Origin of the sequence: Paractinoplanes bogorensis, assembly GCF_018829635.1 — a bacterium.
GTDB lineage: Bacteria > Actinomycetota > Actinomycetes > Mycobacteriales > Micromonosporaceae > Actinoplanes > Actinoplanes bogorensis.
The window spans coordinates 339,140-359,180 of record NZ_JAHKKG010000003.1 but is presented as its reverse complement, the minus strand read 5'-3'; the positions used below and the strand labels follow the sequence as shown (position 1 = coordinate 359,180).

Below are 20,041 nucleotides of genomic sequence, written 5' to 3'. Positions count from 1 at the left end.
ATTCCCATGGCAGCCCGCATCGAGATCGAGCCGGGGCAGTGTGTCGGGGCCGCGCAATGCGTGCTGACCGCGTCCGAGCTGTTCGACCAGGACGAGGACGGCTACGTCGTCGTCCTCAACAAGGAACCCGCCGGTGACGAGCAGCTCGACCACGCCCGTACGGCCGAAATGATCTGCCCGTCGCAGTCGATCGTGCTCGTCGAAGACTAAGTCCCCATCCCCCCGAAAAGAGAAGCGGCCGGGCGTGTGCCCGGCCGCTTTTCGCTGTGTCAGATCACCAGGTGACCGGCAGCTCCGCGAGGCCGCCGGCGAGCCGGCCGCCGGGGTGGCGGTGCAGCGCCTCGTACGGCACGGCCAGCTTCAGCGAGGGAATGCGGCGGAACAGCGTGCTGTACGCGACGTGCAGCACGATGCGGACGAGCGGTGCCCCGGTGCAGTGGCGCATGCCGTAGCTGAACGTGAAGTGCGGGTTGGGCGAGCGGCTGACCCGGAAGGCGAACGGCTCCTCGAACACCCGCGGGTCGTAGTTGGCCAGCGAGAAGTCGATCATCACGAGCTCGCCCTGCTTGATGGTCTTGCCGTCGAGCTCGATGTCCTCGTGGGCGTAGCGCGGCAGCACCGGCGAGCCGATGGTGGCCCGCAGCACCTCCTCGACCGCCTGCGACATGACCTCGGGGTCGGCCATGGCCAGGGCCAGCTGGTCGGGGTTGCGCAGGAACAGCGTGATGCCGTAGTCGATGTGGCTGGCCAGCCCGGACAGGCCGGTGAAGAGCAGCGCCACGATGTGGGTGGCGATCTCCTGGTCGGGCAGGCCGGCCTCGGTGAAGCGGGAGATCACGTTGTCGCCCGGGTTCGCCCGCACCTTCGCGGCGATGCCCAGCGAGTAGGCGAACAGCGTATCCATGCCCACGTACGAGTCGGCCTCATCGTTGGCGTTGCCGACCCGGTCCATCATGCTCAGCAGCTCGGTGCGGTCGGCGTCGGGCACGCCCATCATGTCGCACAGGGCTTCCTGCGAGAACGGCATCGAGTAGTCGCCGTGCAGGTCGGCCGGCATCCCCTTGGCCAGGATGTCGTCGAGCATCCGCTCGCTGATCGCCTCGACCCGGGCCCGCTGGTCGAGCACCCGGCGCGCGGCGAAGCTGCCGGTGTAGAGCCGCTGCTTCTTCATGTGCTCCTGGCGCTCGACGGCCGGCGGCGCGTCGGTGATGAGCATGTCGAGCATCGGGTTGTTGAGGAACTTGGGGGCGTTGGCCGGGTCGGGGTGCGAACGGCCCAGCCGGGTGTCGCTGAGCAGCGCCTTGACCTCGGCGTGCCGGGTCACCAGCCACGCCTCGTGCCCGGCGGGGGTCCGGATCTTGCACAGTCCGGCCTGCTTCTGCAGGTCGAGCCGCAGGTCGCCGAACGTCATGATGGTCGGCTGGTCCAGCGTGACCAGCGGAAGCTCGTCATGCGTGGTGGTAGTCACTCGACACTCCTTGAACTCAGATCGGTCAGCCACTCGTCGATCATTTGCGCGGTCATGGCGGCGTCCTCCATGACCATGGCCATGTGGTGGGTCGCGATCTCGCGCACCTCGTCGGCCGGCACCGAGGTGGCGACGCTCGACGCGGTCTCGAAGTCGGTGCCCTCGGCCTCCTGGGCACAGCGGATCATCAGCTTGGGCACGGTCGGTTCGTCGCCGATGCCGGTCATCTTGACGAACCAGTGCGACATCGCCGACAGCCTCGCGCTGTTCATGCTCACCGCCGGCGAATCCATGCTGGTGAAGTAGTTGTTGCTGGTCGCGTCGAAGTTGATGTTCTCGCTGTCGTCGTAGCGCAGGCTCAGCGTGTCGAGCATGATGACCGCTTCCGGCTTGACGCCCCAGGTCTGCTCGAGGATGCCGGCCGCGAAGTAGGCCAGCGTGCCGCCCGACGAGTGTCCGATCAGGACGAACGGTTCCCCGTCGGACGCGTGCAGCACGCTCTCGGCCACCACCCGGCCCGCCGCCTCGGTGGTCGCGGGCAGCGGCTCGCCGGGCGCGAACCCGACCAGCGGCAGGGCCGAGACGTGGCGCTTCCCGCGCAGGTGGGCGGCCATCCGGGCGTACAGGTGCACGCCGGCGCTGGCCCCCGGGGAGCTGATGCAGATCAGCCGGGGCTCGCGGGACCCCTCGGCCAGGGTGACCGCCTGGGGCAGCTCCTCGAGTTCGGCCGGCGACTCGAAGCTGGGCCGCAGGGCCGCGACCGCCGACAGCAGGCGCAGGCCGGCCAGCGACTTGCCCTCGGCCACCGCCTGCTGGAACAGCTCGTGGACCGTCTCCCCCTTCGGCGCGACCACCAGGTCACTGGCGGCGGCTTCGGCCGGGTTCTGCTGAAGCTCGCCCACCAGCGTGCGGGCGAACGCGGCCGGGGTGCGGCTGTCGAACACGATCGACGTGGACAGGCGCAGGCTCAGCGCGTCGGCGAGCTGGTTGCGCAGCTCGACGGCGATGAGCGAGTCGAAGCCGAGTTCGAGGAAGTCGCGTTCGGGGTCGAGGTCGGCCGGGTCGGCGTGGCCGAGCAGCTTGGCCGCCGCCTCGACGACCATCTGCTCGAGGAACGTCACGCGGGCCTCGGGGTCGAGGGCTGCGAGCTTGTCGCGCACGCTGGCCGCCGTACGGTCGGCCCGCACCACCGGGCGGGGGCCGGCCGCCACCAGACTGCGCAGCAGCGGCGGCACCTGACCGGAGGCCGAGCGAGCGCCTCCGGAGCTGAGGTTGAGCGCGGCCACCGCCGGGACAGTCCCGGCGACGGCGGCATCGAACGCGGCGTGGCCCTGGGCGCTCGTGAGGGGCGGGAAGCCGGACCGCGCGATGCGTTCCAGGGCGGCCGCGCTCAGCTCGGCGGTCATGCCGCTGGACGGCTCCCACGGGCCGAACGCGATCGACGTGCCGGCCAGCCCGCGGGCGTGGCGCAGCTCGGCGAGCGCGTCCAGGAACGAGTTGGCCGCCGCGTAGTTACCCTGCCCGGCGCCGCCCATCAGGCCGGCCACCGACGAGTAGAGCGCGAAGACAGCCAGGTCGAGCCCGGCGGTGGCCTCGTGCAGGTGCCAGGCGCCGTCGGCCTTGGGGGCGAGCACGGGGTCGACCCGGTCGGGGCTCAGCGTGGCGACCAGGCCGTCGTCGAGCACACCGGCCGCGTGGATGACCGCCGTCAGTGGGTGTTCAGCGGGAACCGACGCGATCAGCGCCTCGACGGCCGCACGGTCGGTGACGTCGCACGAGGCCACCGTGACCGTGGCGTCCAATTCGCCGACGAGTTCCGACGCGCCACCGCGACGGGACGCGAGCAGCAGGTGCTTCACGCCGGCGTTGTTCACGAGGTGACGGGCAAGGTCGGCGCCGAGACCGGCCGTGCCGCCGGTGATGAGGACAGTGCCGTTCGGGTCCCACGTACGCGGCTCGGGGCGGTCACCGGTCAGCGGCACGAGCCGGGGCGCGTACGCCGTCCCCCCGCGCACCGCGACCTGCGGCTCCTCGCCGGTGAGCAGCCGGGGCAGCACCGCCGCCGACATCTCCGACTTGTCGAGGTCGGCCAGCAGGAACCGGCCCGGGTTCTCCGACTGCGCCGACCGCACGAGACCGGCGGCCGCCGCGCCCGCGACATCCACGTCCGACTCACCTGGCAGCAGCACCGCGCCGCTGGTGACGAACACGACCCGGCTGGCCTGGAAACGGTCGTCGTTGACAGCCTCGAGCACGATCTCGAGCGCCGTCCGGGTCAGGGCGTGGGCCGCTACCGCCGGGTCGGTGCCCGGCGCCGGGATGAGCGGCACGACGTAGACGTCGGCGACGCTGCCCGACGCGGCGAGCGTGTCGCCGTACGCGACAACGGTCTGCCCGGCCGAGTGGATCTTGAAGCTGAGGTCGAGCGGGTCGGTGCCGATGACGCCCCACGTGCTGTGCACGCTCGCGTCCGGCACCGGCGAGGCGGTCCAGTCGATGCGGAACGACGCGTTGACCGCGGCCGCGGACGACCGGGACGTCGTGCGCAGCTCCAGCGACTCGATGGACACGATCGGGACGCCGCGGCCGTCGACGGCGGTGACGCGCACCTCGCCGCCGGGCAGCGGGGTCAGGCGTACGCGCAGGGCGGTGGCACCGGTCGTGTGCAGCGAGACACCGCGGAAGTCGAACGGCAGCCCCTTGCTCTCCTCGCCCAGGAAGACGATCGGGTGCAGCGCGGCGTCGAGCAGGGCCGGGTGCAGGCCGTACTCGTCCACCCCGCCGGCGGCCGTCGGCAGGACCACGTCGGCGAACACCTCGCCGTCGCGCTTCCACGCCGCCTTGACGCCCTGGAAGGCCGGGCCGTAGACGAGCTTGGCGTGGGCGGCCAACTGGTCGTAGAAGCCGTCGAGCTCGATCGGCTCGGCCCCCGCGGGCGGCCACTCGCTCGTGTCAGCCGGGACGATCTCGTCCTCGGCCAGCTCACCGGTGGCGTGCTGGACCCATTCGTCGCCGTTCTGCGAATAGATGCCGACCCGGCCCTCGCTGACCCGCACCTGCACGGCCACCGGCCGGTCGGCCGGCAGCACCAGCGGCACGGCCAGGGTCAGGCCCTCGACCCGGGCGAAGCCGGCCAGATCGGCGGCCCGCACGGCCAGCTCGAGGAATCCGGTGCCGGGGAACAGGATGACGTCGCCGACCACGTGGTCGGCCAGCCAGGGCTGGGCCGTGGTCGACAGCCGGCCGGTCAGCACCAGGTCGCCCGAGCCGGCCACGGTGACCGCGGCACCGAGCAGCGGGTGCCCGGCCGGGTTGATGCCGAGGCTGGCCGGGTCGGCCCCGAAGCCGCTGCCGCCGGACGGCCAGTAGCGCTGCCGGTCGAAGCGGTAGGCGGGCAGCTCGACGGTGCGCCCGCCGGTGCCGTCGAGGTAGGCGGCGAAGTCGACCGGCACCCCGCCGACGTGCAGCCGGGCCAGGCCGGCGAGCAGCGCGTCCTCCTCGGGCCGGTCCTTGCGCAGCAGCGGGGCGGTGATCGCGCCGTCGCGGGCCGCGAGCCCGCTGAGCGTCGCATCCGGGCCGATCTCCACGTACGCGGTCACGCCGCGCTCGGTCAGCTCGGCCACCGCGTCGGCGAACCGCACCGGCTCGCGGACCTGGCGGACCCAGTACTCGGCATCGGTCACATCGCCGGTGGATATCACCGGGATCTGCGGTTCGTGGAACGTAAGTCCGCCGACGATCACGCGGAAGTCGTCCAACATCGGATCCATCAGCACCGAATGGAACGCGTGACTGACCGACAGCCGCTTCGTCTTCTCGAACTTCGCGGCGATCTCTTCGACTTCCGCTGAAGCGCCGGAGATGACGACCGATTGCGGGCCGTTGATCGCCGCGATGCTTACGTTCGCGGTGAGCTCGATTTCGTCGGGTGCGGCCTGGATCGCCACCATCGCCCCGCCGCGGGGCAGCGCCTGCATCAGCGAGGCGCGCGCGGTGACCAGCTTGCACGCGTCGTCGAGCGAGAGCACGCCGGCCACGTGGGCCGCGGCCACCTCGCCGATCGAGTGGCCGGCGACGAACGCGGGCACGACGCCCCACGACTCGGCCAGGCGGTAGAGCGCGACCTCGACGGCGAACAGCGCGGGCTGCGTCCAGCCGGTCTCGGCGAGCAGGTCGCGGCTGGTCCCCCACATCACCTCGCGCAGCTTGGGGTCGAGACGCGCGAACAGCTCGTCGAGGGCGGCGGCGAAGGCCGGGTAGGCGTCGTACAGCTCCCGGCCCATGCCGATCCGCTGGCTGCCCTGGCCGCTGAACAGGGCGGCGAGCGGGCGCCGGGCGGCCACGCCACGGGCAAGCTCGGTGACGCCGCCCGGGCCGGCGGCCAGCACGGCGCGGTGCGCGAACAGCGTGCGGGTGGTGATCAGCGAGTGCGCCACGTCGACGGGATCGTCGGACACCGTGCGGAGGGACTCGATCTGCTTGTCGAGGGCGGCGGCCGAGCGCGCCGATACTGCCCAGGGGACCACCTTGGGCGTACGGGAAACGACTCGCTCGGACGGCGGCGAAGCGGGTGCTTCTTCGATGATGACGTGGGCGTTGGTGCCGCTGACGCCGAACGCGCTCACCCCGGCCCGGCGCGGACGCTCACCGACCGGCCAGGGCTGCGACTCGGTCAGCAGCTCGACGGCACCCGCGGTCCAGTCGACGTGGGTCGACGGCTCGGTGACGTGGAGCGTACGGGGAAGCTGGTGGTTCTTCAGCGCGAGCACCATCTTGATGACACCGGCGACGCCGGCGGCGGCCTGGGTGTGGCCGATGTGGCTCTTCACGGCGCCGACCTTGAGCGGCTTGTCCCGGCCCTGGCCATAGGTGGCCAGCAGGGCCTGCGCCTCGATCGGGTCGCCCAGCACGGTTCCGGTGCCGTGCGCCTCGACGGCGTCCACATCGGACGGCGTCAGCCCGGCCCGGGTCAGCGCGGCCCGGATCACCTGCACCTGGGCCGGCCCGTTGGGGGCGGTGAGCCCGTTGGAGGCGCCGTCCTGGTTGATCGCGCTGCTCTTCAGCACGGCGAGTACCGGGTGGCCGTTGCGCTGCGCGTCCGAGAGCTTCTCGAGCACGAGCATGCCCGCGCCCTCGGACCAGCCGGTGCCGTCGGCGTCGTCCGAGAAGGCCTTGCAGCGCCCGTCCGGTGCGAGTCCGCCCTGCCGGGTGAAACCGGCGAAGTTGGCCGCCGTGCTCATCACGGTCGCGCCGCCGGCCAGCGCCAGGGTGCACTCCCCGGCCCGCAGCGCCGCACTGGCCAGGTGCATGCCGACCAGCGACGACGAGCAGGCGGTGTCGACGGTGACGGCCGGGCCCTGCAGCCCGAAGGTGTAGGACAGGCGGCCCGAGATGACACTGGCCGCCGTGCCGGTGCCCGCGTGGCCCTCGACGTCCTCGCCCGACATCATCAGCACGTGGCCGTAGTCCTGGCCGTTGGTGCCGACGAAGACGCCGGTGCGGCTGCCCTTCAGCGAGACCGGGTCGATACCCGCCCGCTCGAAGGCCTCCCACGAGGTCTCGAGCAGCAGACGCTGCTGCGGGTCCATGGCCAGGGCCTCGCGCGGCGAGATGCCGAAGAACTCGGGGTCGAACTCGGCCGCGTCGAACAGGAAGCCACCCTGCAGTGTGGCGCTGTGCCCGCCCGCGTCGCCGGCCAGCACGTCGAGGTTCCAGCCGCGGTCGCCCGGGAACGAGGTGATGACGTCCCGGTCGCCCGAGACCACCTCCCAGAACTGCTCGGGGGTGGTGACCCCGCCCGGCATCCGGCACGCCATCCCCACGATGGCCACCGGCTCGTGCGCGCCGGCCTCGGCCCGCTCCAGTTTCTGGCGTGTCTCGTGCAGGTCCGCCGTGACCCACTTGAGGTACTCGACGAGCTTCTCTTGTTCGTCCGGCACGTCAGTGGCCCTTCTGCTGATTGCCTCGGCCCAGTTCCTGGTCGATGAAGGCGAAGATGTCGTCGGTGCTGGCGGCGTTCAGCCGGTCGGCCACCGCCTTGTCCTCGGCGGGCGCGTCCGCACCGTTCGCGAAGCGCGCCAGCAGCTCCCGAAGTCGTGCGGCCACGCCCGCCGAGTCCCGGTCGCCGGCCGTGCTCGCGGACAGCGCGGATTCCAGCCGGTCGAGCTCGCCGAGCAGGGCCGAGCCCTCCTCGACGGCACCGAACATCTCGTCGCCGAGGTGCCCGGCCAGCGCGATCGGGGTCGGGTAGTCGAAGACCAGGGTGGCCGGCAGGCGCAGCCCGGTCGCCTCGGTGAGACTGTTGCGCAGCTCCACCGCACTCAGGGAGTCAAACCCGAGCTGGCGGAACTCACGGTCGGTCTCGACCGTCTCGGGCGAGGCGTGCCCGAGCACGCCCGCCGCGTGCGCCCGCACCAGCTCGATGAGCAGCGCGGAACGCTCGGCCGGGGTCATCGGGTCGAGCCGCTGGCGCAGCCCCTCGGCCGACGCCCGGCCGCCCGCGGTGCGGCGCCCGGCCCGGACCAGACCCCGCAGCAGGGCGGGAACGGTCATGCCGGGCGTGCTCGCGCCGAGCCGGACCGGCACCAGCAGTGCGTCGTCGCGACTGGTGGCGCTGTCGAACATGGCCAGGCCCTGCTCGACCGTCAGCGCGGGCAGGTCGCTGCGACCGCCCAGGTCGGCGGCCATGCCGGCCTGCTGCCACGGACCCCAGGCGAGCGAGGTCGCGGGCCGCCCCTCGGCCTGCCGGTGGGCCGCGAGGGCGTCCAGGAAGGCGTTGGCGGCGGCGTAGTTGCCCTGACCGGCCGCACCCATCACGCCGGACACCGACGAGTAGAGGACGAAGCCGGCCAGGTCGAGCTCGCGGGTCGCCTCGTGCAGGTGCCAGGCGCCGTCCACCTTGGGCCGCAGCACGGTCGACAGCCGTTGCGGGGTGAGCGAGCCGATGGTCGCGTCGTCGAGCACGCCGGCCGTGTGCACCACCGCGGTCAGCTTGGACTCGCCCTTGACCAGCGACATCACGGCCTCACGGTCGGTGGTGTCGCAGGCGACCACGGTCACCAGCGCACCCTGCCCGGTCAGCTCGTCGCGCAGCTCGGTCGCACCCTCGGCGTCCGGGCCGCGCCGCGAGACCAGCAGCAGCCGCTTCACGCCGCGACCGACCAGGTGCCGGGCCAGCTGGGCGCCGAGGCCGCCGGTACCGCCGGTGATGAGCACGGTGCCGTCCGGATCCCAGGCGCGGGCCGGGGCCGCGTCGTCTCCGGCGCGGGCCAGCCGGGCGACCTCGACGACACCGTCACGCAGGCGGACCTGCGGCTCGTCGGTCAGCGTCGGGACAACCTTCAGAAGATCAAGGTCGGTTTCCCCGTACGCGATCTGGAAGGCACCCGGATTCTCCGACTGCGCCGACCGGATCAGTCCGGCCGCGGCCGACGACGCGAGGTCGTCGCCGACGGTCACCAGCAGCCGGCTGCCGGTGAACCGCTCGTCCGAGGTCCACTGCTGCACCAGTTCCAGGGTGCGGGCGGTCAGCTCGTGCGTCGCGGCCACCGGGTCGGCGTCCGCGTCCGGTCGCAGCGGGAGGACCACGACGTCGGGCACGTCGGTCAGGGTGCTCAGGTCGGTCGTCTCGGCCCAGCGGCCGTCGAACGCCGCCGGTGTCTCGATCGGCGTCCAGTCGAGCCGCAGCAGGGGCTCGCCGCCCTTGCGGGTCACGACCTCGGCCGGTTCGGCCAGGGTGACCGCCTCGGCCGACAGCACCGGGTTGCCGTCGAGGTCGAAGGCCGCCAGCGCGGAGTCCGCGGTCAGGCGGACCCGCAGAACCGGCGCACCGACCGCGTGCAGCGTCAGGTTGCGCCAGGCAACCGGCGCGTTCTTGATGTCGTCGACCGAAAGCGCCGCCGCCAGCAGGGCCGGGTGAATGCCGTAGCGGTCGGCGTCGGTGACGTCCTCGGGCAGCGCCACCTCGACCAGCTGGTCGTCCGGCCCGATCGACGGGACCGGGCCCGCGTCGGCGGCGACCGTGCCGGTGGCGTGTGACGTCCACTCCCCCTCGGCGCCGGCCGGGCGGGAGTGGATGGTGATCGCGTCCGGGCCGACCCAGATCTGCAGGTCGGTGGCGGTGTCGAGCACCAGCGGCGTGGTCACGGTCAGGTCGGCGACCCGGTCGTAGCCGGCCAGATCGGCCGCGCGGATGGCCAGCTCGGCGAAGCCCGCCTCGGGGAACCGCCGGTCGGCGCCGATCCAGGGCAGCGCGTCGGCGGTCAGGCGGCCGGTCAGCGCCAGCCCCTCGCGCCCGGCCACCGGCAGCGCGGCGCCGAGCAGCGGGTGGGCGGCCGAACGCAGGCCGAGCCCGGTCGCGTCGGTGCGGGCCACGCCGGTGGCGGGCCAGAACCGCTCGCGCTGGAACGGATAGGTGGGCAGGTCGACCCGGTGGGCGCCGGTTTCCGCGAAGACCGGGGACCAGTCGACGGTGACCCCGTTGACGTGCAGGCGGGCCAGGGCGGTAAGGGCCGACAGCTCCTCGGGGCGGTCCTTGCGCAGCAGCGACGCGACGACCGAACCCTCGGGCGCCTGCTCGCTGGTCAGGGCGGCGAGCACGCCGTCCGGGCCGAGCTCGAGGAACGCGGTGACACCGTCGTCGGCCAGGGTCCGTACGGAATCGGCGAAGCGCACGGTGTCGCGCACGTGCCGCACCCAGTAGTCCGGGGTGGACACGTCGCCGGCGGCCGCGATCGGCACGGTGGGCCGGTCGAACGTCAGGCCGGCCACCACCGTGCGGAACTCGTCGAGCATCGGTTCCATCAGGGAAGAGTGGAACGCATGGCTGACCCGCAAACGGCTAGTCTTCCGCCCGCGGCCCTTCATTTCCGCCTCGATCGCCGCTACGGCCGCTTCCGCGCCGGAGACGACGATCGACTCCGGGCCGTTCACCGCGGCGATCGACAGATCGCTCGTTTCCACGACCTCACTCGCGGCGGCCTGCAGGGCGACCATCGCGCCGCCGGCCGGCAGGGCCTGCATCAGGCGGGCGCGGGCCGACACGAGCGTGCAGGCGTCGTCGAGGCTCAGGACCCCGGCCACGTGGGCCGCGGCGATCTCGCCGATCGAGTGACCGGCCAGGCGGTCGGCGGCGATGCCGAACGACTCGGCCAGGCGGTAGAGCGCCACTTCGAGGGCGAAGATGGCGGGCTGAGCGTTGCCGGTCCGGTCGAGGTCGTCGCCGATGTCGAGGCGGGACGTGACCTCGTCGTAGGCGGCCGCGAAGACCGGGAACCGCTCGTACAGCTCACGTCCCATCCCCGCGCGCTGCGAACCCTGCCCGGTGAACAGGATGGCCAGACGGCGGTCGCGGGCGGCCACGCCCCGGACGACGTCGTCGCCCAGCAGCACGGCCCGGTGCTCGAAGGTGGACCGGCCGGTGAGCAGCGAGTGACCGACGTCGACCAGGTCGTTGTCGAGCGCGTCGACGAGGGCGATCTGCTCGTCCAGCGCTTTGCCGGTGCGAGCCGACACGACCCGGGGCACGATCTCCATCGGCGTCGGCGCCTGCGCGGGTGGCTCCGTCACCGGCGCCTGCTCGAGGATCAGGTGGGCGTTGGTGCCGCTCAGGCCGAACGACGAGACGCCCGCGCGGCGCGGCCGGCCGGTCTCGGGCCACTCCCGCCGCTCGGTGAGCAGCTCGACCTGGCCGGTGGTCCAGTCCACGTGGGTGGTCGGCGCCGTGACGTTGAGAGTCGCCGGGAGAACGCCGTGCCGCAGTGCCTGCACCATCTTGATGACGCCGACGACACCGGCCGCGGCCTGTGTGTGGCCGATGTTCGACTTGGCCGAGCCGAGCAGCAGCGGCGTCTCACGGTCCTGGCCGTAGGTGGCCAGCAGCGCCTGGGCCTCGATCGGGTCGCCCAGCACGGTTCCGGTGCCGTGCGCCTCGACCGCGTCGACGTCGGCCGCGGTGAGCCCGGCCGTGGCCAGGGTCTGCCGGATCAGGCGCCGCTGGGACGGCCCGTTGGGGGCGGTGAGCCCGTTCGAGGCACCGTCCTGGTTGATCGCCGAGCCCTTGACCACGGCGAGCACCTCGTGACCGTTCCTGACCGCGTCGGCCAGCCGTTCGAGCACGAGGACGCCGACGCCCTCGCTCCAGGCGGTGCCGTCGGCGCTGTCCGAGAACGGCTTGCACTGGCCGTCCGCGGCCAGGCCACCCTGCTGAGTGAACTCCATGAACGCGCCCGGCCCGGACATCAGCTGCACGCCGCCGGCCAGGGCGAGGGAGCACTCCCCGCCGCGCAGCGCCTGCGCCGCCAGGTGCGTCGCGACCAGCGCCGACGAGCAGGCGGTGTCGATGGTCATGGCCGGCCCCTCGAGCCCGAGGGTGTAGGAGACGCGGCCGGAGGTGACGCTCGGGAGCGTACCGGTGCCGTTGTAACCCTCCATGTTGTCCAGCGAGCTGAGCAGCATGTGGGCGTAGTCGGTGCCGCCCGCGCCGACGAACACGCCGGTGCGGCTGCCACGCAGAGAGACGGGGTCGATTCCCGTACGTTCGATGGCCTCCCACGCCGTCTCGAGGAGCATGCGCTGAGCCGGGTCCATCGACAGCGCGTCCCGCGGCGAGATGCCGAAGAAGCTGGGGTCGAAGTTCGCGATCCCGTCGACGAAACCGCCCCGCTGGGTGATGCTGCTGCCCGCGCCCTCGCCCGAGAGCATGGTGAGGTCCCAGCCCCGGTCGGCCGGGAACCCGCCGATCGCGCTGCGGCCCGCGGCGACCAGGTCCCACAGGTCGTCGGCCGAGTTGACGCCGCCCGGGAAGTGGCAGGCCATGCCGACGATCGCGATGGCGTCGTCGACCACCTTGACGGTGTCGTCCGCGGTCGCTCGTTCGTCGCCGTAGATCTCGGCGAGGAGGTGCTCGGCCAGCGCACGCGGCGTCGGGTAGTCGAAGACCAGCGTGGCCGGCAGGGTCAGGCCGAACGCGGTGCTGATCCGGTTGCGCAGCTCGACCGCGGTGAGCGAGTCGAAGCCGAGCTGACGGAACTCCTGCGCGACGTCGATGGCCTGGCCGGAAGCGTGACCGAGGACCGCGGCGGCTTCCTCGCGGACGGTCTCGAGCACCGCGCGGGCCCGTTCGGCCGGCTTGAGCCGCTCGAGCCGGCCGGCCACCTGACCCCCGCTGGCCGCGGCCCGGCGGGTGCGGACCAGGCCGCGCAGCATCGGCGGCACCTGTCCGGCGACCTGGGCCGGACCCGAACCGCCGGTGACCAGGCGGGTCGGCACGAGCAGGGCAAGGTCCGACGCCGCGGCCGCATCGAACAGCGACAGGCCCAGCGGGAGCGGCAGCGGCGGCATGCCCGAGCGCTCCATCCGTTCCAGCGAGGCCGCGTCGAGCGTGGAGGTCATGCCGACGCCCGGCGCCCAGGCGCCCCAGGCGAGCGAGGTCGCGTTCAGTCCTTGACCGTGGCGGTGGGCGGCGAGGGCGTCCAGGTAGCTGTTGCCCGCCGCGTAGTTGCCCTGGCCGGCCGCGCCCATGACACCGGAAACACTCGAGTACAGGACGAACGCGGCCAGGTCGTGGTCGCGGGTCAGCTCGTGCAGGTGCCAGGCCGCGTCCACCTTGACCCGCAGCACCTTCTCGAGGCGCTCGGGGGTCAGCGACGAGACCACGCCGTCGTCGAGCAGGCCGGCGGTGTGCACCACGGCGCTGAGGCGGCGGCCGGCGATCGCGGCGGCCAGCTGGTCGCGGTCGGCGACGTCGCACGCGACGATGTCCACGTCGGCCGGGAGCGCGCGGAGCTCGTCCGCGGTTCCGGCGGCCGGTCCGCTGCGGCTGAGCAACAGCAGCTTCCGTACGCCGCGCTCGTGCACCAGGTGTTTGGCCAGCTCGGCACCCAGACCGCCGGTGCCACCGGTGACCAGCACGGTGCCCTCGGGGTCCCACGGCTCGGGGACGGTCAGCACGATCTTGCCGACGTGCCGGGCCATGCTCATGTGGCGGAACGCGTCCCGGCCCCGGCGCACGTCGAACGCGCGGATCGGCAGCGGCTCGATGGCACCGGCGGCGAACAGCTCGACCAGCGCCACCAGCATCTGCTGGACCCGGTCGAGGTCGACCTGCCCGAGGTCGAACGCCTGGTAGGCGATCCCCGGCAGGCTCGCCGGATCGCGCAGGTCGGTCTTGCCCATCTCCAGGAACCGTCCGCCCTCGCCGAGCAGGCGCAGCGAGGCGTCCACGAATTCGCCGGTGAGCGCGTTCAGCACCACATCGACGCCGCCCGCGAACCGCTGCTCGAACTCGGTCGTGCGGGACGACGCGATGTGGTCGTCGGCGACGCCGAGACCGCGCAGCACGTCCTGCTTGGCCTCGCTCGCGGTCGCGTAGACCTCGGCGCCGAGGTGCTTGGCGACCTGGATCGCGGCCATACCGACGCCGCCGGCGCCCGCGTGGATGAGCACCTTCTCGCCCGGCTGCACGTTCGCCAGGTCGACCAGCGCGTAGTAGGCGGTCAAGAAGACCAGCGGCACCGAGGCCGCCTGCTCCCACGTCCAGCCGTCCGGGATCGGGGTCAGGTAACGGTCCTCGGCCACCACGACCGGGCCGAACCCGCCGAACATCATGCCCATCACGCGGTCGCCGACGGCCACGCCGGTCACGTCGGCGCCGACCTCGGTGACCACGCCGGCCGCCTCGGCACCGAAGAGTCCGGCCTCGCCCGGGTACATGCCGAGCGCGTTGAGCACGTCACGGAAGTTGAGACCGCCGGCCCGTACGGCCACCCGCACCTGCGTGGGCGTCAGCGGCTCGAGCACCTCGGGACTGGGGGCCAGGGTGAGCGCGTCCAGGCTGCCCTTGGCCGCGGTGGCCAGGCGCCACGGACCGTCCGGCGGAGGTACCAGCGCGGGCGCCGAGGCCAGGCGGGCCAGTCGCGGGGCCTTGACGGCGTTACCGCGTACGGCAATCTGGGTCTCGTCGTCGGCGAAAGCGGCCGGGACGATGTCCGCCGCCTGCTCGATGTCGACGAGCAGGAAGCGGCCCGGGTTCTCGGCCTGGGCCGAGCGCACCAGACCCCACGCGGCGGCCGCGGCCAGGTCGCTGATCGGCTCCTCGCCCACCGCGGCCGCGCCCCGGCTGACGAAGACGGTCCGAGCCGTGGTCTTGAGGGCGTCCTGCAGCGTGGCCAGAACGGCGGTTGTCAGCTCGTGGACCGCCTCGGGCCCCTCGCCACCGGCGATCGGCACGAGAAGCAGTTCCGGGTCGCCCTCGACGGCCGGCAGATGGGCGGCCAGGCCGAACGGGTCGTCACCCTGGATCGTCCACGGGCGCGGACTCCCGAAGGCGTCGACCGGCGCCCACTCGACGTGGAAGAGCGATTCGAGCACCGGCGAACCGGTGACGGCGGCGCGTGGCGGGGCCGACGGCGTACGGATGATCAGGCCGTCGGCGGTGATGACCGGGTTGCCGTCGGGGTCGGCCGCGGTGACCGACACCGAGTCGGTGCCGGTGCGGTGCAGGCGGACCCGGAGCGTGGACGCACCGGTGGCGTGCAGGGCGACGCCGCTCCACTCGAACGGCAGGCCCTGACCGGCACCTTCGACCAGGCCGATGCCGTGCAGCGCGGCGTCCATCAGGGCCGGGTGGACGCCGTACATGGGCGCGTCCTCGACCGACTCGGGGAGGTTCACCTCGGCGTACAGGTCGCCGTCGAGTCGCCAGGCCGCGCGCAGGCCGCGGAAGACCGGGCCGTAGGCGAGGCCGCCGCGCTCGGCGAGCTGGTCGTAGAAGCCGTCCAGCTCGACCGGCTGGGCCCCGGCGGGCGGCCAGGACCGGGTGTCGAGCCCGGTGACCGTCCCGGTGGCGGGAACCAGTGTCCCCAGGGCGTGCTCGGTCCACATGGTGCCGCGGTCGTCGCTGGGCTGCGAGTAGACGCCGATCGACCGCTCGCCGTTCGCGTCCAGCGCGCGGACGCGGACCTGGATGGCGGCCGCCTGGTGGGCCTCCAGCGCGAGCGGCACGGCCAGCGTGAGGTTGGCGATGCGCTCGCAGCCGACCAGGTCGCCCGCCCGCATGGCCAGCTCGAGGAAGCCGGTGCCGGGGAACAGGATCGTGCCGCCGACGACGTGATCGGCCAGCCAGGGCTGGTCACGCGGCGAGACGCGACCGGTCAGCACCACCTCGTCGGAGTCGGCCACGGTGACGGTCGCGCCGAGCAGCGGGTGGCCGGGCGAGCTGAGGCCGTACCCGGCCAGGTCGCCCGGGCGCATGCCGACGCCCGCGGTGGGCCAGTAGCGCTGGCGGTCGAACGGGTAGGTGGGCAGGTCGGTCGTCCGGGCGCCGGTGCCGTCGAACCAGGCCCGCCAGTCGACGGCTACGCCGCTCGTCCACAGCCGGGCGAGCGCGGTGACGGTCGCCAGTTCCTCGGGCTGGTTCTTGCGCAGCAGCGGCACCAGCTCGGCGCCCTCGGGGGCCGACGCGGCGGCCATGCCGGAGAGCACGCCGTCCGGGCCGAGCTCGACGAACGCGGTGACGCCGAGCTCGCCCAGCTTGACCACGTTGTCGTGGAAGCGGACCGCGTCCCGTACGTGCGAAACCCAGTACTCGGGGTCGGTCACGTCGCCGGACGCCACGATCGGGATGCGCGGCTGGTGGAATTCCAGCCCGGCGACGACCTCGCGGAAGTCGGCCAGCATCGGTTCCATCAGCAGCGAGTGGAAGGCATGGGAGACTTTCAGCCGCCGGGTTTTTTCGTGTTTCGCGGCTACTGCCAGGACCTCGTCCTCAGCACCGGAGATGACTGTCGACTGCGGGCCGTTGATCGCGGCGATTGATACGTTCGCCGTCAGCTCGATCTCGTCCGCCGCGGCCTGGATTGCCACCATCGCGCCGCCCGCGGGCAGGGCCTGCATCAGGTTGGCGCGCGCGGCGATCAGGCGGCAGGCGTCGCCCAGCGAGAGCACGCCGGCCACGTGCGCCGCGGCCACCTCGCCGATCGAGTGGCCGGCCAGGTAGCGCGGCCGCAGCCCGAACGACTCGGCCAGCCGGAACAGCGCCACCTCGATCGCGAACAGGGCGGGCTGGGTGAATCCGGTGCGGTCGAGCTGCTCGGCGTCGTCGCCCCACATCACCTCGCGCAGCGGGCGGGGCAGGTAGGCGTCGAGCTCGCCGGCGACCTGGTCGAGCGCGTCGGCGAACACGTCGAACCGCTGGTAGAGCTCACGGCCCATGCCGAGCCGCTGGCTGCCCTGGCCGGAGAAGAGCACGGCCACCGTACGGTCGGTGGCAGCACCCCGGGCGACCTCGGTCCCGTTCACCAGCACCGCCCGGCGCGGCAGCTCGGCGCGGGTGGTGGCCAGCGAGAAGCCGACATCGAGCGAATCCCCGTGCAGGCGCTGGAGCTGGGCCTGGAGAGCGTTGTCGCTGCGGGCCGAGACGGGCCAGGGGGCGTACGGGACGGGATCGCCTTGCCACGCCTGGCTTTCCGACGTTGGCGGCTCCTCGATGATGACGTGGGCGTTGGTGCCGCTGATGCCGAACGACGAGACGCCGGCCCGGCGCGGGTGCTCGCCGCGCGGCCACGCCGACGGTTCGGTGAGCAGCTCGACGGCGCCCGCGGTCCAGTCGATGTGCGGCGAGGGCTCGCCCACGTGCAGCGTGCGCGGCAGTTCCTCGTGCCGGAAGGCCAGGATCATCTTCATCAGACCGGCGGCGCCCGCGGCGGCCTGGGTGTGGCCGAGGTTGGATTTGACCGAGCCCAGCTTGACTCTCGTCGTGCGGTCCTGGCCATAGGTGGCGAGCAGCGCCTCGGCCTCGATCGGGTCGCCCAGGCGGGTGCCGGTGCCGTGCGCCTCGATCGCGTCCACGTCTTTCGCCGTGAGCCCGGCGCTGGCGAGGGCCTGGCGGATGACGCGCTGCTGGGACGGGCCGTTGGGGGCGGTGAGCCCGTTGGAGGCGCCGTCCTGGTTGACTGCGCTTCCCCGCACGACGGCGAGCACGGTGTGGCCCAGCCGTTCGGCGTCGGCGAGCCGTTCGACGAGCAGGATGCCCGCGCCCTCGCTCCACGTGGTGCCGTCGGCGTCGGCCGAGAAGGCCTTGACCCGGCCGTCGGCGGACAGGCCGCCCTGCCGGTCGAACCCGCCGAAGCTGGTCGGCGTGGCCATCACGGTCACGCCACCGACGAGGGCCAGCCCACACTCCCCCGCCCGCAGTGCCTGGCCGGCCAGATGCAGGGCGACCAGCGCGGACGAGCAGGCGGTGTCGACGGTGACGGCCGGGCCCTCGAGCCCGAACGTGTACGACAGCCGGCCCGAGATGACGCTGGCGGCCAGGCCGACACCGGCGTGGCCCTCGAGGTCCTCGCGGGCGGCCAGCACGAGCCGCTGGTAGTCCTGGCCGTTGGTGCCGACGAACACGCCCGTACGGCTGCCGCGGAGCGAGCGCGGGTCGATGCCGGCCCGTTCGATCGCCTCCCACGAGGTCTCGAGGAGCAGGCGCTGCTGCGGGTCCATGGCGAGCGCCTCGCGGGGCGAGATGCCGAAGAACTCGGGGTCGAAGTCGGCCGCGCCCTCCAGGAAGCCGCCCCGGAAGTCGGCGTAGCCGGCCAGATCCCAGCCGCGGTCACCCGGGAACGGGCCGATCATCTCCTGCCCGTCGGCCAGCGCCGTCCACAGTTCCTCGGGCGTCGTGATGCCACCCGGGAACCGGCAGGCCATGGCCACGATGGCGATCGCGTCGTCGCTCTGTCCTACTGTCTCTTCCTCGTTGTTCCGCTGCGTGCCGACGATCTCGTTCAGGAGGTGCTCGGCCAGCACAGTCGGAGTCGGGAAGTCGAACACCAGGCCGGCGCTCAGCGTGAGACCGGTGACGGCGGCGAGCTGGTTGCGCAGCTCGACCGCGGTGAGCGAGTCGAAGCCGAGGTCGCGGAACGCCCGGTCGGTGCCGATGGCGTCCGGGCCGGCATGACCCAGAACGGCCGCGGCCACCGTACGCACGAGGTCGAGCACCGGTTCGAGCCGGTCCCGCTCGGGCAGCGTCCGCAGCTTCTGGTGCAGCTCCGATCCGGCCTCGGCGGTCTGCTTGCGGGCAGCCTCGACCGCTTCGGCCGCCTGCCGCGCGCCGGGCAGGCCGGACAGCAGCGGGCTGGGGCGCAGGCTCAGCAGCGAGGCGAGCAGCTGCGGCTGCTGCAGCTCGGCGACGACCGGCGCGGCGGCCGGGCCGTCGGCGACCCGCCACAGCGCCTTCAGGGCGAGTTCCGGGTCGAGGGCGGACACGCCAACCCGGCCCATGGCGTCGCCGACCTCGGTGCGGGCGGCCATGCCGTCGCCGCCCCAGGCACCCCAGCCGATCGAGGTGGCGGCCGCGCCCCGGGCCCGGCGGGCCGCGGCGAGCGCATCCAGGACGGCGTTGGCCGCGGCGTAGTTGGCCTGTCCCGGGTTGCCGACCGCACCGGCCGACGACGAGAACAGCACAAACAATTCGGCATCGGGAAGCAGCTCGTCCAGCAGCAGCGCCGAGGAGACCTTGGCCCGGAAGACGTCGGTGAAGCGCTCCGGGGTGAGGCCTTCGATCGCGCCGTCGTCGAGCACACCCGCCGTGTGGATGACACCGGTGACCGGGTGCTCGGCCAGCAGGGCGGTGAGGGCGTCGCGGTCGGCGGTGTCGGCCTTGGCCACCACCACTTCGGTGCCGGCGAGTTCGTCGCGCAGCTCGGCCGCGCCGGGGGCGTCGAGGCCGCGGCGGCTCGCGAGCACCAGCTTGGCGACCCCCTTGGCCGCCAGCTCACGGGCGACGCGGGCGCCCAGCGCGCCGGTACCACCCGTGATCAGCACAGCAGCGGGGGTCGGGGTCGCGGTCGCGGTGGCGTCCATACTCCGGGCCGTGTCCGCGTTGCCGTCGGCGTTCCCGCTTGCGGCGCCGTTCCCGCTTGCGGCGGCATTCGTGCTTGCGGCGGCGTTCGTGCTTGCGGCGGCGTTCCCGTTTGCCATGGCATTCGCGCTAGCCGTGGCACTCACGCTTGCGGCGGCGTTCTTGCTTGCAGCGGCGGGGACGAGGCGGCGGCCGAAGACACCGGTGGCACGGACAGCGACCTGATCCTCGCCCGAGCCGCTCGTCAGGACTGCGGCGAGGCGACGCAGAGCCCGGTCGTCGAGGTCGGCGGGCAGGTCGGCCACGCCACCCCAACGCGCGGGCTGTTCCAGGGCGGCGACGCGGCCGAAGCCCCACAGCGCGGCCTCGCGCGGGTCGGTCACGGCGTCAGCCCGGCCGGTCGCGACCGCACCGCGGGTGAGCACCCAGACCGGCGCGGCCGACGCGTGCAACGCCGCCAGCACGTGCGCGATCCCAGCCGGAACCACACCGTCACCGGCCCGCCCCGGAAGCACGACGATGCCGTCGGCCAGGACGTCAGCCGCGGTCGCGCCGTCAGCCACGGTCGCGCCGTCAGCCGCGGTCGCACCGTCGGAGTCGGTCGCGGCGTTCGGAAGCTCGGCCATCACGGTCGCGCCGAGGGTGGCGGCGATGCGTGGGGCGTCGGGGTCGCCGGTCGGGTCGATGACCAGCCAGCGGCCGGGGGTGGGTGTGCCCAGGTCGGT

General features: G+C 73.1%; 4 protein-coding genes (1 of these 4 only partly in view). 1 reads left to right on the top strand and 3 read right to left on the bottom strand.

All coding sequences use genetic code 11. The features are described 5' to 3' along the window. The first annotated feature begins 6 nt into the window (after positions 1-6). A complete protein-coding gene (locus KOI35_RS10020; RefSeq protein WP_215785864.1) occupies positions 7-210 on the top strand; it encodes a ferredoxin in 204 nt (67 codons plus the stop codon). 64 nt (positions 211-274) lie between these two features. On the opposite strand, the gene KOI35_RS48840 is transcribed toward KOI35_RS10020, so the two are convergent. The 3 genes in view from KOI35_RS48840 to KOI35_RS10005 are tightly spaced (at most 1 nt apart) and all read right to left on the bottom strand, a layout consistent with a single transcriptional unit that may run on beyond the window. After that, positions 275-1,468, bottom strand: coding sequence for a cytochrome P450 (locus KOI35_RS48840; protein ID WP_215785861.1), 1,194 nt, complete (start codon positions 1,466-1,468; stop codon positions 275-277). Beyond that, positions 1,465-7,407: a type I polyketide synthase gene (locus KOI35_RS10010; RefSeq protein ID WP_215785859.1), complete on the bottom strand. Its 5,943-nt coding sequence runs from the start codon at positions 7,405-7,407 to the stop codon at positions 1,465-1,467. Before KOI35_RS10010 ends, KOI35_RS48840 begins: the two co-directional genes overlap by 4 nt. Before the next feature lies 1 nt (position 7,408). Continuing rightward, positions 7,409-20,041: the 3' portion of a type I polyketide synthase gene (locus KOI35_RS10005; RefSeq protein ID WP_215785857.1), read on the bottom strand. The gene runs 7,644 nt beyond the window's last position; only the last 12,633 of its 20,277 coding nucleotides appear in the window; its start codon lies beyond the right edge, outside the window — the gene reads right to left on this strand; it ends in the stop codon at positions 7,409-7,411.